Origin of the sequence: Novosphingobium sp. B1 (genome assembly GCF_900176395.1) — a bacterium.
In the GTDB taxonomy this organism is placed as follows: domain Bacteria; phylum Pseudomonadota; class Alphaproteobacteria; order Sphingomonadales; family Sphingomonadaceae; genus Novosphingobium.
Genome location: NZ_FWXL01000003.1, coordinates 51733 through 67119, shown reverse-complemented (window position 1 = coordinate 67119; position 15387 = coordinate 51733). Strand labels below are relative to the sequence as shown.

At 63.1% G+C, this 15387-nt stretch carries 14 protein-coding genes; 5 read left to right on the top strand and 9 right to left on the bottom strand.

Annotated elements, in window-relative coordinates:
* Nucleotides 1–38: 38 nt before the first annotated feature.
* From B9A23_RS06105 to B9A23_RS06095, 3 genes are all read right to left on the bottom strand, one after another.
* Nucleotides 39–1787 (bottom strand): N-acyl-D-amino-acid deacylase family protein, encoded by a 1749-nt coding sequence (locus B9A23_RS06105; RefSeq protein ID WP_084277998.1) that lies wholly within the window; start codon nt 1785–1787, stop codon nt 39–41.
* A gap of 86 nt (nt 1788–1873) precedes the next feature.
* Nucleotides 1874–3187, bottom strand: a complete 1314-nt coding sequence (locus B9A23_RS06100; protein WP_084277997.1) for an FAD-dependent oxidoreductase — start codon at nt 3185–3187, stop codon at nt 1874–1876.
* A 91-nt stretch (nt 3188–3278) separates the two neighbouring features.
* Nucleotides 3279–4088: an alpha/beta fold hydrolase gene (locus tag B9A23_RS06095; RefSeq protein ID WP_254895023.1), complete on the bottom strand. Its 810-nt coding sequence runs from the start codon at nt 4086–4088 to the stop codon at nt 3279–3281.
* Nucleotides 4089–4286: 198 nt separating this feature from the next.
* Here B9A23_RS06095 and B9A23_RS06090 point away from each other — a divergent pair, with 198 nt between their 5' ends.
* Complete coding sequence (locus B9A23_RS06090) at nt 4287–6887, top strand: EAL domain-containing protein (protein WP_254895022.1); 2601 nt, start codon at nt 4287–4289, stop codon at nt 6885–6887.
* A gap of 16 nt (nt 6888–6903) precedes the next feature.
* Here the strand turns inward: B9A23_RS06090 and rlmN are convergent, their stop codons facing one another.
* A complete protein-coding gene (rlmN, locus tag B9A23_RS06085) occupies nt 6904–8205 on the bottom strand; it encodes a dual-specificity RNA methyltransferase RlmN (RefSeq protein ID WP_084277994.1) in 1302 nt (433 codons plus the stop codon).
* Nucleotides 8206–8440: 235 nt separating this feature from the next.
* Here rlmN and B9A23_RS06080 point away from each other — a divergent pair, with 235 nt between their 5' ends.
* Nucleotides 8441–9112 carry an outer membrane protein gene (locus B9A23_RS06080; RefSeq protein WP_084277993.1) on the top strand — a complete coding sequence of 224 codons (672 nt, stop codon included), beginning with the start codon at nt 8441–8443 and terminating at the stop codon, nt 9110–9112.
* 68 nt (nt 9113–9180) lie between these two features.
* Here the strand turns inward: B9A23_RS06080 and B9A23_RS06075 are convergent, their stop codons facing one another.
* From B9A23_RS06075 to B9A23_RS06055, 5 genes are all read right to left on the bottom strand, one after another.
* Complete coding sequence (locus tag B9A23_RS06075; protein ID WP_084277992.1) at nt 9181–9663, bottom strand: hypothetical protein; 483 nt, start codon at nt 9661–9663, stop codon at nt 9181–9183.
* Nucleotides 9660–9839: a DUF4169 family protein gene (locus B9A23_RS06070; protein WP_084277991.1), complete on the bottom strand. Its 180-nt coding sequence runs from the start codon at nt 9837–9839 to the stop codon at nt 9660–9662. The genes B9A23_RS06075 and B9A23_RS06070 overlap by 4 nt, the downstream gene beginning before the upstream one ends.
* Nucleotides 9839–10468, bottom strand: coding sequence for a phosphoglycerate mutase family protein (locus tag B9A23_RS06065; RefSeq protein ID WP_084278312.1), 630 nt, complete (start codon nt 10466–10468; stop codon nt 9839–9841). The genes B9A23_RS06070 and B9A23_RS06065 overlap by 1 nt, the downstream gene beginning before the upstream one ends.
* Before the next feature lie 16 nt (nt 10469–10484).
* On the bottom strand, nt 10485–10970 hold the full coding sequence (gene greB / locus B9A23_RS06060) for a transcription elongation factor GreB (RefSeq protein ID WP_084277990.1): 486 nt from the start codon (nt 10968–10970) through the stop codon (nt 10485–10487).
* A gap of 183 nt (nt 10971–11153) precedes the next feature.
* Nucleotides 11154–13172, bottom strand: coding sequence for a lytic transglycosylase domain-containing protein (locus B9A23_RS06055; RefSeq protein ID WP_084277989.1), 2019 nt, complete (start codon nt 13170–13172; stop codon nt 11154–11156).
* A 100-nt stretch (nt 13173–13272) separates the two neighbouring features.
* On the opposite strand from B9A23_RS06055, the gene dapA reads away from it, so the two are divergent.
* The 3 genes from dapA (at nt 13273) to B9A23_RS06040 (ending at nt 15375) form a co-directional block, all read left to right on the top strand.
* Nucleotides 13273–14154 carry a 4-hydroxy-tetrahydrodipicolinate synthase gene (gene dapA, locus B9A23_RS06050; protein ID WP_084277988.1) on the top strand — a complete coding sequence of 294 codons (882 nt, stop codon included), beginning with the start codon at nt 13273–13275 and terminating at the stop codon, nt 14152–14154.
* A gap of 72 nt (nt 14155–14226) precedes the next feature.
* Nucleotides 14227–14709, top strand: a complete 483-nt coding sequence (gene smpB / locus B9A23_RS06045) for an SsrA-binding protein SmpB (RefSeq protein WP_084277987.1) — start codon at nt 14227–14229, stop codon at nt 14707–14709.
* A gap of 105 nt (nt 14710–14814) precedes the next feature.
* On the top strand, nt 14815–15375 hold the full coding sequence (locus tag B9A23_RS06040; protein WP_084277986.1) for a DUF2062 domain-containing protein: 561 nt from the start codon (nt 14815–14817) through the stop codon (nt 15373–15375).
* The last annotated feature ends 12 nt before the right edge of the window (nt 15376–15387 follow it).

The window sequence follows — 15387 nt, the reverse complement described above, 5'->3', positions numbered from 1 at the left end:
CCGGCCCGCGACCGTTCAATGGCAGCGGGCCGACCAATTCATTCTGCAGCTTCGAGCAAATCTGCGCGTTGCGGGCCGCGGATCAGGCCGCCGGGAGTGGCTCCCGTCCATTCGCCCTTGCGGAATGTAACCTTGCCCGCCTTTATCGTGTAATCGTACCCTTCGGCTTTTTGCAGAAGGCGCTTGCCGCCAGCCGGCAGGTCGAAGGCCAGCCAGGGCTTGAGCAGCTTGACGTTGTCGAAGTCGATGATGTTGATATCGGCGAGATAACCGGGGGCAAGGATGCCGCGATCGTCGAGCCCATACAGTCGCGCCGTATCATGGCATTGACGCTTGATCGCCTGCTCGAGCGAGATCCGCTTGCCCCGCTCGCGATCGCGCACCCAATGTTGAAGCATGAAGGTCGGGCTCGCCGCGTCGCAGATCGTGCCGCAATGTGCCCCGCCGTCCGATAGCGAGTTTACCGTGTCGTCGGAGTCCTGCAGCGCCTCGAGGAAGTCGAGATTGCCATCGGCATAGTTGAGGATCGGCAGATAGATGAACCCGGTCCCCTCGTTCTCCATCAGCTTGTCATAGGCGTAGGCATCGGGCGTGACGCCTGCTGCGCGGGCATGGGCAAGGATGGAAGACTCGGGCTGCGGCTCGTAATCGAAGCGATCGTCCATGACGAACTGGTTGTGCCAGCCCTGGGCGATCATCATCAACAGACCGATGATGTCGCTTTCGGGGTACACGTTTTCTTCGGATAGCACCTGCGCGCGGAAAGCCGGGTCCTTGAGGTGAGCAAGCTGTTCATCCCAAGGCAGGTCGGCAATGGCCGTGTAGCTGGGGCGGAAGCGGAAGGGATGGACGGTGCCTTGCCAGGCCATGATCACGCCGTTTCCGCGCAGCGCGATCTGGGCGACGATATTCGCTCCCTGTTCGTTCTGTCGCCGCATTTCGGAAATCTGTTCGTCGAGCGGCATCTCCTTTGCGATCGACTGCAAGGCGGCGTAGGTGACCGGCAATCCGGTCTCGCGGCTCATGGCCCCCATCCAGCCGAACTCGTCCCATTCACGCTTCATGTCGGATGCCATTTCGAACACACCGTGGCCGACGCGGCCCATTGCGCGTCCGATCTCGATCAGCTCCTCTGCCGTGGCGGTCGTGCCGGGTACCACTTCGCCATCGATCGACTTGTGAATGACCGTTCGGCTTGTCGAAAAGCCCAGCGCCCCGGCGCGAATGCCTTCCTCGACGATCTCGGACATCTTGCGAATATCGTCGCCTGTCGGGATCGCACCTGGCTTCTCGCGTTCTCCCAGCACATATGCGCGGACCGCGCCGTGCGGCACGTGCGTGCCGATGTCGACCGTGCGGGGCATCTTCTCCAGCGCGTCAAGATACTCGGGGAAGGTTTCCCAATCCCAGGTCATGCCTTCGGCGAGGGCTGTGCCCGGGATGTCCTCGACGCCTTCCATCAGACCGATCAACCAGTCATGCCGGTCGGGTGCGGCAGGGGCGAAGCCGACCCCACAGTTGCCCATGACGACAGTGGTCACGCCATGCCAGGAAGATGGGGCCATCTCGGCATCCCAGGTTGCCTGGCCGTCATAATGCGTGTGGATGTCGACCCAGCCCGGCGCAACCACGCGGCCGCTGGCATCGATCTCCTCGGCTGCATCGCCATGCACGGTGCCGATGGCCGCGATCAGGCCGTTCTTGATAGCAACATCGCCGCTAAAACGCGATTTGCCGGTGCCATCGACGATCGTGCCGTTGCGAATGATCAGGTCGTAAGCGGGCATTGGCAGGCTCCTTCTCCCCGCGCAGACCGACTCGACGGCGGTCCGTCACGTTAACCGTGCGATTAAGTCAGACCCTTGCCAGCGCGTCAATCGCCATGCCCGCTCGCTCGGATCATCTCGTCGACCGCAACGAACTTCTCGCGGGGGGCGTCGTCGCGCGCGCGGGTTTCCTCCGCCTCCTCGATCCTCTTCCAGTCCGCGAAAGTCACCACATCGAGCTTGCGCGACGCTGCCAGAGCATCGAAACCCTTGCCGCCGGGTTTCTCGGCGGGAGCGCCTTGATCGGCTGCGATCATCTCGACCACGCCGAACCCGTCGGGACGGTTGGTGCCGATTGTGCCCGAAGGTCCGCGCCGCGCCCAGCCGACGCAGTAGAGACCCGGGAGGATGCGCCCCTCGTCGTTGGCAAATCGACCCGCCCGTTCATCGAAGGGAACGCCCGCAATGGGCGAGGTCTGGTAGCCGATGCACGATATGACCAGGTCTGCCGGAATTTCATAGAACTGGCCGGTCCCGATTGCGCGCCCTGCTTCAACGCGCGTCCGTTCGACCGCGATCGCCTTGACCCGGCCTTCTCCGATGAGCCCGCGGGGTGAGGCGAAGAAATCGAAGTCGACATTTATGGGCACGTCGCGCCTTGTGGCTTTCGCGTTGTTTGCAAAACCTCGCAGAAGCGCAACGGACTTGCGCAGACCGGGTTCGAGGAGCGCATCGTCGCCTTCATCGGGCAAGTCGGCCGGGTCGACATGGGCAACGGCGCGTTGCAGATGGCCAAGTTCCCCCAGTTCCTTGGGCGTCATCATGATCTGGTGCGGCCCGCGTCGTCCGAGGATCACGATCCTGCCGATCCGGGATTCAGCCAGCCGATCAAGCGCGTGCGCAACGATATCGCTTCCAGCAAACTCCTCGCGGCTTTTTGCAAGGATCCGCGCAACGTCGAGGGCGACATTGCCCATGCCGATGACAACGGCAGTCTTCCCCGAAAGATCGGGGTCAAGGGCCGCGAACTCGGGATGCCCATTGTACCAGCCGACAAACGCTGCACTGCCATGAACGTTGCCCAGGTGGTCGCCGGGTAGGCCCAGCGGGCGATCGCGGGGTGCACCGGTCGCCAGCACTACCGCGTCGTAGAGATCGCGCAGTTCGGCCACGCTGACGTCAGACCCGACCTTGACGTTGCCTATGAAGCGCACGTTATCGGCAAGCGCGGTCTGCTCGTACCGCCGCGTCACCCCCTTGATCGACTGGTGATCAGGTGCGACGCCAAAGCGGATCAGGCCATAGGGGACCGGCAGCATGTCGAAGATGTCGATCTCGACATCGGCCCCCCACAGCTTCTGGGCGGCCTCGGCGGTGTAGTATCCGGCCGGGCCGGAGCCCACGATCGCTATGTGCCGCATGGTCTCTTCCCTTGTTATCCTCTCGAGTCCCGGACCATGCTAACGGCGTGATCCTGCAAGGGGAAGGAAACAGACGGCAAGTTTCACGCCATCATGCAGCAGCGGCGGCCGGATCATTATCCAGGAAGTCCCGCAACTTGCGGATGAAACGCTCGGTCTGGGACAGCATGAACAAGTGCCCGCCACCCCTGAACATGTGAATCTGGCTGCGGGGGATGGCATTGTGCAGGATATGGGCGTTGGCGGGCGGGACCAACTGGTCCTCCTCGTCTGCCATGACCAGTACCGGGACATCCAGCAGCGGCAGGAAGGGCATGCTGGACCACGTGGAGAACGCCGCCATCTGGTAGCTAAAGCCAATGGGCGAGGGCGCCTTCGCCGCGTTAAGCGACACTCTGCCAGAGCCGCCACCGTTGTAGATCGAGGCCAGGTTTCGACGCAAGGTGCGCTCAACGGTATATTCCATGGGGTCGGCCAAGTGCGCCATCATCGCTGCGTTGCCCGGCACCATGGTGCCGCCGGGCGAGGTGGCCGCAAGGATCATCCTGCGCGTCCGCGCCTTGTGCTGGAAAGCGATCTGTTGCGCCAGCGCGCCTCCCCAACTGATGCCGAGGATATCCACTTCGTCGATGCCCAGGCGATCAAGCAGGGCAGCCGTCGTGAGAGCCATGCAGGGAATGGTGTAGGGAATTATGGGGTCGGGCGAGCTGCCGACTCCGGGAATGTCGAAGCACAGCACTTCGCGTTCCGGGAGCGCTCGGGCCAGAGGTGCCAGCATTTCGAGATTCATGCCGATCCCGTTGAGCATCAGCAGCGGCTTGTGGCCTGTGGCCCCACGATGCCAGCGGGCGACATGAAGGCGGCGTCCAGCTACTCCGATGAACGATGTTTCGGCTTCCACGATGATCGTTTTCCCCACTTTGCATGCGCTGCCTAGCATCTGCGCACGTGCAGCAAAAGAAGGGGATCAGCGGCAGGCTTAACGCAATATTTAAGCAACGGGCTGCATTCCGTCACCTTGGCATCCGAAGCTTCTGAAATCTCTGCTGGCAGCCGAAGCACCACGCGCGATTATGCTCGCACGCGGCGGCGCGACAAAGTGAGCGTTGCTCCGGTGGAAACGGCAGGCTCCACGTTTCTTTTCGGACGCGACAATTCGAATCGGCTGATCGCGCCCGAATGGCCTCGCATGGCCGTGCCGATGGTCTTGATCACGATCGTCATCGCTGCTCTGCACCTAGTTCTGCCTGTCATAGCGACAGTGCTGCTGGCCGCGTTGGCGGCAATGACGGCCCATCTTTCGAAATTTGCCGTCAAGGCCGAGGGCGAGCGTCAGCTGGAAACCGGCAGCCGCATGGCTCTGGCTGGACTGGCTGTGGCCCTGCCGATGTTCCTGTTCGGCTCGGCCATGGGCTTGTGGGGGTCGTCCGGCCAGGTGGGTTGGTTCTATTGCCTCGCCGCCGTCGCCACCATTTCGCTGCTCGCGACTGTCATCCAGTCCGGACGTCTCGTCAGCGTGCTTGCCGCGCAAGTCTCGATCTGGTCGGGGATGACCTGCGTGGCCAGCACGCTTGCGGGCTACCTTTCCCTGATCGTGGGGGTGGCTATCGCCATCGCCGCTTACTATCGCCAGCGCAAGATCGACCTCCTGCAGCGGGAGAAGTCGGAATCCGATCAGCGCGCCCAGACTCGCGCCCAAGAGATTCTCTCCGACTACGAAGAGACCGGACAGGGGTGGTTCTGGGAAACCGACCGCCGCGGGCAACTTACCTATCTTTCCACGCCGGTGGCCGAAATCCTTGGCAAGCCCGTCGAGGAGCTTGTCGGCCGGCCATTTGCCGAACTCTTCAATCTGTCCGAACAATCGGGCGAGGGCGAGCGTACGCTTGCCTTCCATCTTTCTGCCCGGTCCAGCTTCAGCGAACTGGCGGTTCGCGCTGCGACGCCGGAGGAGGAACGCTGGTGGTCGATTACCGGTCGGCCGACTTACGACACCTTCAACAATTTCACCGGTTTTCGGGGATCGGGCACGGACCTTACCGAAAAGCGCCGCTCCCAGGAACATGCGTCACGGCTTGCGCACTTCGACTCGCTCACGGGTCTGTCGAACCGTTTTCGCATGTCGCAGACGCTGGAAAAGATCCTGCTTGCTCCCCAAGTCCAGCACCGCGCCTGCTCGGTCTTCCTGCTCGACCTCGACCGGTTCAAGCAGGTCAACGATACGCTCGGCCATCCGGCAGGCGATGCGCTGCTGAAGCAGGTTGCGCAGCGGCTGGAGCGAGTTGTCGGCAAGATGGGGCGGGTCGGGCGCCTTGGTGGCGACGAATTCCAGGTGATCCTCCCCGGCAAGATCGAGCGCGAGCAGCTCGGTCATCTGGCTTCGCGGATTATCGAAAGCCTTTCGCAGCCCTATTCGATCGAAGGCAGCCGCGTGATGATCGGCGCTTCGGTCGGTATCGCTCTTGCGCCCGATGATGGCGTGACCAGCGAGGCGCTGATCCGAAACGCCGACCTTGCGCTCTATGCGGCGAAGGACGGAGGGCGTGGCCGCTACCACTTCTATGCCGCCGATCTTCACAGCGACGCCGAAGAGCGGCGCAAGATGGAGGAAGACCTGCGGGACGCTGTGTCCAACGGCGGGCTGGAACTCTATTACCAGCCGGTGGTCCAGACCTCTACCGAGAAGATCACAGGGTTCGAGGCGTTGCTGCGCTGGAACCACCCTGAACAGGGCTGGATCAGCCCGGCGCGCTTCATTCCGATTGCCGAGGATACCGGACTGATTGCGCCGATTGGCGAATGGGCGCTGCGTACGGCGTGCCAGGATCTTGCGCGCTGGCCGGAAAACGTGCGCGTCGCGGTCAATGTCTCGCCATTGCAGTTTGCCAACCCGTCCTTGCCGATCATCGTCACCAATGCGCTTGCCACGGCGCAAGTCGCTGCAGAACGTCTCGAGCTCGAGATTACCGAGAGCGTGTTCCTCAACGATGACGAGGGCACCGACCATATGTTCAAGTCGCTCAAGGCCATCGGCGTTCGCCTGGCGCTCGACGATTTCGGGACCGGCTATTCTTCGCTGGGCTACTTGCGCTCGGCACCCTTCGACAAGATCAAGATCGACCAGTCCTTCGTTCGCGGTGCCACCCAGCCGGGCAGCCGCAACGGCGCCATCATTTCGTCGATCGTCAGCCTCGCCGAAGCTCTCGGGATGGAGACGACCGCCGAGGGCGTGGAGACGCTTGACGAACTCGACCTCGTCCGAATGCTCGGCTGCAGCCACGTCCAGGGCTATATCTACGAGCGCCCGCTGTCTTCGATGAATGCAGCCGCCCGTCTCTCGACCGGACTCATGGCCATTGCGCAGGGGCCGCGTTCGGCTCGCGCGGCTCGGCAGTCGATGCTGCGCAAGGTGGTTCTGGATCACGGCGGTCACCGCTACAACGCGATGGTCCGCAACATCAGCCAGACCGGCGCCCTGATCGAGGGCCTCTGGAACGTGCCGTCCGGAACGATCTTCCGCGTCCTGCTGGCCGACAACCACGCCGTCACGGCAACCTGCCGGTGGTCGAACGAAGACCGCATGGGCGTCGAGTTCTCGATGCCCTTGCGCCTCGATGAAACTGGCCGCATCGCGGCCGTGGCTGGCAAACCGCCCGCGCTGGCGGAAGCGGACTCAGTGGTTCAGCGCAAAGTGGGTTGATCGGCGCTGACGATCGTCAGCCCAGAGCCGCCATCTTCTCTTCAGCCAGCCGATCAAGTTCTGCCCGGCTCTTTTTCTCGGCTGCCGTCTTCAGCTGCCCGCAAGCGGCATCGATATCGCGCCCCCTCGGTGTGCGCACCGGCGCACTGATGCCAGCTTCGAAAACGATATTGGCAAAGCTCTTGATCCGATCCGGGCTCGAGCACTCGTAAGGGGCGCCAGGCCAGGGATTGAACGGGATCAGGTTCACCTTGGCGGGCAACTTGTATTGCCGGATCAGGCGAACGAGTTCGCGCGCATCGTCGTCGCTGTCGTTCTTGTCCTTCAGCATCACGTATTCGAAGGTGATGCGCCGCGCGTTGGACGCTCCAGGATAATCCGAACACGCCTGCAGCAGTTCATCGATGCCATACTTGCGGTTGATCGGAACGATCTCGTCGCGCACATCCTTGGTGACCGCGTGAAGCGAGACGGCCAGATTGACGCCGATCTCCTCGCCGCACCGCTCCATCATCGGCACGACCCCGCTGGTCGAAAGGGTGATGCGGCGCTTGGACAAGGCCAGGCCGTCGCCATCCATCACCAGCTTCAAGGCATCGCGCACGTTGTCGAAATTGTAGAGCGGTTCGCCCATGCCCATCATGACGATGTTGGTCAGCAGGCGCCCGTCCGAGGAATAGGTGCTCTCGTCCTCCTCCTCGTCCAGCCCGGCCATCGTGGCAAGGCGCGTATCGCCCGCGCCCTTCGGCCATTCGCCCAGCGAGTCACGGGCGAGCATGACCTGGCCGACGATTTCGCCCGGCGTCAGGTTCCGCACCAGCCGCATCGTGCCCGTATGGCAGAAACGGCAATTCAGCGTGCAACCCACCTGGCTCGAAACGCATAGCGTCCCGCGATCCGCATCGGGTATGAACACCATCTCGAAGTCGTGATTGTCTGCCGTGCGCAACAGCCACTTGCGGGTGCCATCGGTCGAAACCTGCGCTTCAACAATCTCGGGGCGCCCGATCACGAACCGTTCCGCCAGCCACGGGCGCATGGTCTTGGCGATATCGGTCATCGCTTCGAATTCCGTCACGCCCCGATGGTAAAGCCAATGAAACACCTGCTTGGCGCGCAGCTTTGCGGCTTTTGCATCAAGTCCCGCCGTCTCGAACAGTGCGGCAATCTGCTTCTTGGGCAAGCCGATAAGGTCGACGCGGCCGTCGGCTCTGGGCGTAACCTCCCGGGGAACCGGCACGGGATCGACATGGCCAGCGATAGGCATGTTGGCAGGGAGCGACGGGCTATTATCGGGGAGGGGGACCATCGCGCGCATATAGGGGCTCCTTGCGTCTTGCGCAAACGGGTCGCGCGAACGCCACCGGCCAAATCGTGTTCCCGCATTCCGCCGCGCCAGGTCTTCAATCCACCGCGAGATAATGTGGCGAAAATACAACAGTTTCCTGTTGTCTGAGGTTCATGAAACCGGATCGCTTTCTGCTCATTCCACCGAGCACTGTCGGGTCGCAAATGAAAAAAGAACCGGCAGGAAGTTTTCAATGGAGTGTAACATGAAGAAGATCTGCGCAATCCTCGCCGCCGGAACCGCGATCGCCGCCACCCCGGCTTTCGCGCAGGACGCCACCCCTGCCGAAGCATTCAGCGGTTTCCGCGCCGAAGCCCTGGTCGGCTATGACCACCACCGTTCGGGCAGCAGCGAAGACGTCGACAACACCCGTGACCTGAAGCAGTCGATCGACGGCGTTCAGTACGGCGGCGCCATCGGCTACGACTTCCCGCTGGGCACGAACCTGGTTGCCGGTGCCGAAGCTGAAATCACCGAGAGCAGCGCCGGCTGGGACAACAACAACGACAAGCCGAACGTCTTCAATCTCGGCCGCGTCGATGCTGGCCGTCAGTACTACTTCGGTGGTCGTCTGGGTTACGCCGCCACGCCGAGCACGCTCGTCTATGTGAAGGGCGGCTACAGCAACCAGCGCTACAACCTGCAGGGCACCGATGGCACGACCAACCTGCGTCAGCGTCTTGACACCGACGGCTACCGCGTCGGCGCCGGCGTCGAGCAGAAGGTCGGCCAGAATGCCTTCGTGAAGCTGGAATACAGCTACAACAACTACAGCAAGGGCGAATTCGACTTCAACGGCGATACGCCGGACTCGAGCCGCTTCAACATCGACACCGATCGTCACGCCGTGACGGCTGGCGTCGGCGTCCGCTTCTGATCCGTCAGACAGCGATTGCCAAAGGGAAGGGCGGGCCGCAAGGCCTGCCCTTTTTTTTGGGACGTTCGCTAGCCCGCGCAGCCGAGCGCGGCGGCGTCCATCGCCGAGGCAACGCCGCCAAGCGTGTAGCTGTCGCGAAACTTGCGGCCATCGCTCGCTTGCGCCGTCACCACCACCCGAGGTGCGCTGCGCAATTGCGCGACGATCGCCGCATTGGCCCGCTGGTCACTTGGCCAGGCATCTGCCTGTCCGGCCTGAAGCGTGAAATTGGCATCCGGGAATGAGACATTGACCGACGATCCCGGCGCCAGTCGCCGCGCCAATCGCACATGGACAGCCCCGCGAATGCCGCGCTTGGGCCAATATCCTATGGTCAGAAAGGGCTGGAACGTCTGTTCGCGTGCAGCGACCTTATCGGCCATGGCGATGGCGTAGCAACGCGGCACTGCCGGGTCACGAAAGGCACCCCAGGTGCCGAAAACACCAAGGCTGTCACGCGCCACGGCAGTCCCTCCAAGTGCCAGCACTGCCAACACAAGCAGCCGCCTCACGGCTCTTCCCGCTTCGCGCCATCGAGCATTCGGGCAAGCCGCGAGGCCTCTTGCACCTCGCGCAGCTTCTCGTTCTTAGTCCGGCCAAACTTTGCCCGGTTCGCCTGCGCCGCAACGTCCTTGCTGGCGCGCGCCTTCGCCTTGCGCACGGTTCGAAGGTTGACGACATCGCCCATCAGGCGTGCTCTATCCCGCGTTCCGAACCCAGCAACACCGTTTCCGCCCCGTCCTCGATCAGTGCAATCGAACCCTGCACCAATGATGGCGCAATCGGCGCGCCGTGAACAGGATGTACGGGATAGCAGGCCATGATTCCACGCAGGACTCGGCTCGAGATGCCGTGCATCACCACGATGTGATCGCCGCTCTCATCGTCCAGCCCGTCGAGCCATGTGTCGAGACGGGTTGCGATCATCTGATAGTCTTCGCCATCCGGGGCAGGGCGCAGCAGGTGGTCCTCGATCACGATGGGACCGAACTCATCTTCCACATCGCTGTAGGACCTGCCACACCACGATCCCATGTCGATCTCCTTGAGATCCATCGTGCGACGTCCGGCAAACCAGTCGAGTCCAAGTTCCTCGGCAATCAGCGCTGCCGTCTGCAGGGCGCGCCCGGTGTCGGAGATGTGCAGCGTCACCTGCGGCCGCTCGCCCAGTTCGGCCCGCAGCGCGCAGCCCATCGCTACCGCCTGCTCGAAGCCCTGCCGTGTAAGCGGCGTGTGCATCGTGTTGGATTGCAGGCGCGCGGCGGCATTATAGACCGTCTCGCCATGGCGCATGATGTAGAAGCGACCCCGTTTCATGGCATCGCTCATAGCGTCAGGCGGCGGGATAGGAAACGCTCATGATTTCCCACTCCTTCTCGCCTGAAGGCAACCGCACCACGCGCAAGTCCCCGACCCGCGCCCCGCGCAGGGCCTTGGCGATCGGCGCGCTCCAGCCGATCAGTCCCTTCGAGGCATCCTGCTCGTCATCGCCTACCAGCGTCAGCACCTTGCGGTTGTCGTCCTCGTCGGCGATTTCGACACAGGCCCCGAACAGCACCCGCGTCCGATCCTCCTGGGCGCGAGGATCGACAACGCGCGCCGCCTTCATCCGCCGCGCAAGGAACGCCAGCTCCCGATCAATCTCCCGCATCCGCTTGCGCCCATAGAGATAATCCCCGTTTTCCGACCGGTCGCCATTGCCGGCGGCCCAGCTGACGATCTCGACGATGGCAGGCCGCTCGGTGCCCAAAAGATGGTCGTACCGCGCGCGCAAAGCCGCAAATCCGGCAGGAGTGATGGGAGGTCCGTCAGGTTTCATGGTGCGCTTGTGGGCGAGGATGCGGACCGAAACAACAAATCCGCCCTATTTTTCCGCAGGACAAATCGGGAAGTAGCTTTGCCTGCAACGAAGGGGATCGAAGGGCAAGATAACCGCTCCTGCGTCACGGGCTAGGTCGATTACACTTCGCGTTTGTGCTCCGCAAGAACAGGGAGGAAGTCGTTACCCCGGCTCCCGCTTGCCGATGAAGTAGCTCATCGGATTGCTCCCCCGATAGCTGGCGTACTGGGGGTTCATCGCCTCATAGACTACCGCGTTTTCCAGCACGCGCTGGACGTAGTTGCGGGTTTCGGATAGGGGAATCTTCTCGATCCATTCGACCCAGTCGATGCCGCCGTTACGTGGGTCGCCATTGGCACGCAGGAACTTGTTCACGTTGCCCGGGCCTGCATTGTAGGCCGCCACCGCCAGCGGCCAGGAACCGCCATAGTAATCGAGCATCCGCTGGAAATAGCCCGAGCCAAGCTGGATGTTGTACCCGGCGTCCTGCGTCAGCGACGAGGCGTTGTACGAAAGCCCAAGCTTTCCCGCCTGCTCGTTTGCCGTTCCGGGCATCAGCTGCATCAGCCCGCGCGCACCGGCGTGGCTCACCGCGTTCTGCGCGAACTGGCTTTCCTGCCGGCTGATCGCGTGGATGCCGGTCCACTTGCTTTCATAGCCCGGCGGCACCGGAATTAGCGGGAAGGCGATATGCTGGAAATCGAGATAGCCGCGCGCCGCCGCCGCTTGGCCGACGATCACGCCCAGATCGCGCCGACCAAGTTCGCGCGCAAGGTTCGCCACCATCATGTGCTGCGCTTCGGTTTGCTGCTGCTCGGCCACTTCCTTGAAGAAGCGGACGGTCGTCTTCCAGTCGCCATTGCTGGCAACCTCGCGCACGGCCAACGTCAGCGGCTGGCTGTAGAACCGGCTGCGTTCGTCCGCCGAAGGCTGTACGTCCGAATCCTTGGCGTATTGCGGCACCGGTCGGCCCAGCCGCTCCAGCGCCAGCAACCCGTAGAACTGGTCGCCATACTGCGCTGCCATCTCGAAATAGCGCCGCGCCTCAGCCTGCTGTCCGGCCCGCGCCGCGGCCTTTCCGGCCCAGTAGAACCCCTTCGAGCGCGTCCCCGGCGTCCGCGCTGCCGCGCCATAGCGCCAGAACAGCGGCGCGGCACCCGCATAATCGCCAGTGTTGAAGTATCCCTGCGTTCCACCGAGCCACATCAGCGAGGTGTAGTCGTCGCGCAAGCCGTAGTTCAGCTGGCTGACGTCCTCACCCGGCACAAAGGCATCGTCGATGCCGGCAGCAATCCGCATCGCTGAGCGCGCGTCTCCAGACGTGGCCGCACTGCGGGCGTTGACCAGCAGCTCCTCGACCCACTTGTCCCGGTCCAACGGCTGACGCGAAAGCAACGGCCGGTTGGCGAGCAAGTCACGCGCTGCTGCACCCTGGCCCGATTTGCGCAACTGCCGCACGCGCTGGAAGATGAAGCCGGGATCGGCATTGAACTGTTGCGCGGGAACACCCGTCAGAATGCCGTAGGGATCGCTACCCTGCATCGCTGCCAGCCGCGCCCCGTCGATGCCCTTGCGAGCAGGGCTGACCCAAACGATCTGACGCGCGGCCTGATCGGTCGCGCCAGACCACAGCAGCGCGTCCATCCGTGCATCGTGATCGTCGAGCGTGAAGCTCGTGCCCCAAGCCGCCATCAACGCCGTTTCGGCAGCATCGGTCATCGCGCCACCGCGCCATGCTGCCCGCGCAGCCTCGCGCGCCTCTGGGCGGCCAAGCTGGGTCAGCGCCAGCGCATATTGCGCCCGGCCAAGGTTGGTCAGCGGCGGCTTCTGGTTGAAATAGGCGACAAGCCGCGAAGGCTCGGCAAAATCGCGTTCGAGCGAAAGCTCTGCATATCGCCGCAGCTTCTCCTCATCCGGGAAACCGGGATAGGACAGGACGAAGCTGGAATAATCGGAAAAGCCGAAGCGATTGGAGCTGGAAAGGAGCTTCCACCGCTCCACTGCCGCCATCATCGGCCCGCCCTGACTTGCGGTCAGGTTGGCGCGGGCGCGGTCCCAGTCGGATCCATCGGCACCGTCAGTGCCGCTCGCGTGCACTGCGCTCGAGGCGGCCACCGTCTGGAGCAGAACTCCGGCAAACCCCCAGCGCAACATCAAGGCTTTCACGTCCATGCCGGACATACTATGGAGCGGCTCCTTATCACGCGCTGAACAGCGCCCCCATGGGTTCGGATCACGATGAACCGAACTGCATCATGGGGTAAACCGAGGGGTATTGTCCATGTTTTCCGGCTCGATTCCGGCCCTAGTGACTCCATTTCGCGATGGAGCGTTTGACGAGAAAGCGTTTCGCCGCCTCGTCGACTGGCAGATCGAGAACGGATCGGCGGCGCTGGTGCCCTGCGGCACTACCGGCGAGGCTTCGACCCTGTCGAACGCCGAACACCACCGCGTGATCGAAGTCTGCGTCGAGCAGGCGGCGGGCCGCGTACCGGTAATCGCCGGATGCGGCAGCAACGATACGATGAACGCCCTGCTGCACATGAACTTCTCCAAGAAGTGCGGTGCCCAGGCCGCTCTCTGCGTCGCGCCTTATTACAACCGGCCGAGCCAGGCGGGCATCATTGCCCACTTCAGCTACCTTGCCGAACACAACGACCTGCCGATCGTGCTCTACAACGTCCCCGGCCGCACAGTGACGGACATCCTGCCGGAAACCGTGTGCGAACTGGCCAAGCGCTATCCTGAAAAGATCATCGGCATCAAGGACGCGAGCGGCGACCTTTCGCGCGTCACCGATCACCGCATGGGCATCGGCAAGCACTTCTGCCAGCTCTCGGGCGATGATGAACTTGCGCTTCCCGCCAATGCTGCCGGCGCCGTCGGCTGCATCTCGGTCACCGCCAACGTCGCGCCGAAGCTTTGCGCCGAGTTCCAGGCCGCTTGCGCCGCCAACGATCTCGAGAAGGCGCGGGAACTCAACGACAAGCTCTACCCGCTGCACTACGCGATGTTCGAGGATGCTTCGCCGGGGCCGGTAAAGTACGCGCTGAGCCGTGTCTTCCCCGACATTTCGGACGAGCTGCGCCTGCCGATGGTTCCCTGCAACGACGCCGCGCGCAAGGCCGTTGACGCCGCGCTGGAGCACGCCGGGCTGATCTGAGCCACACTCGCCCGACAAAGTGCGAAGTTCCCCTTCCGCTTTGTCGGGCCAGCGCCTACATGCAGCGGCATCATGGCACGCCCCGTACACCCCGAATTCGACAAGACCAAAGTGGTCGCCGAGAATCGCCGCGCGCGGTTCGAATACTTCATTGAAGAGAAGTACGAGGCCGGCATCTGCCTGACCGGGACCGAGGTGAAGTCGCTGCGCTTTGGCGAGGGATCAATTGCGGAAAGCTACGCCGAGGTGAAGAACGGCGAGGTCTGGCTGGTCAACTCCAACGTGCCCGAGTTCAGCCACGGCAACCGCTTCAATCACGTGCCCAAGCGTCCGCGCAAGCTGTTGCTGAAGGAACGCCAGATCGCCAAGTTCACCGGGGCGGTCGAGCGCAAGGGCATGACGCTGGTGCCGCTTTCGATCTATTTCAACAGCCGCGGGCGCGCGAAGGTCGAACTGGCGCTGTGCAAGGGCAAGAACGTGGCCGACAAGCGGGCCACCATGAAGGACCGCGACTGGAAGCGCGACAAGGCGCGGATCATGAAGGACCACGGATAAGTCGATCCGGGTGATCCACTTCACCGACCGGCAAGGAAATCCGGTTTAGAGCGCAGCAATCGTCCCGTGGCGGGGCGGACGGGAAACGGGTAAAACAGGCGCGCAATGTTCGAGCGGATCGTGAACTGGGCGCGGGCCAACATGCCGACGCGCGAGCAGATGGAGCAGAACCGGTTCGCGCGCCCGCTTGCTGCCCGCCATGAACTGTGGCGTTTCACCCGGCGCTCGGTGCCGCGCGGCGTTGCGGCCGGATTGTTCATCGGCATCTTCGCGCTGATCCCCGGCGTACAGATCATCGGCGCGGCCTTGATGTGCGTGCCGTGCCGGGGCAACATCCCGCTTGCCGTGCTGATGACCTTCATCTCGATCCCGCCGACGACGCTCTTCGTGTTCCTTCCCGGGGCCATTGCCGTGGGCAACCTTTTCGGTTTTCACGCCGATTTCGGGACAGTGCAGGCCATGGTCACCAAGGGCGCTGGCTTGCGCGAATGGTTGGGATGGCTTGGTTCGGACGCCGCGCCGTCGCTGATCATCGGCCTGTTCCTGATCTCGATCGTTTCGGCCGCGCTGGGTTATGTCATTTCGGCACTGGGATGGCGCTGGTGGACCGCCCACAAGCGCAAGGTCCGCAAGCTGCGCGCTGCTGCACGGGACTTCCCCGACTGATGAGGATGCGCT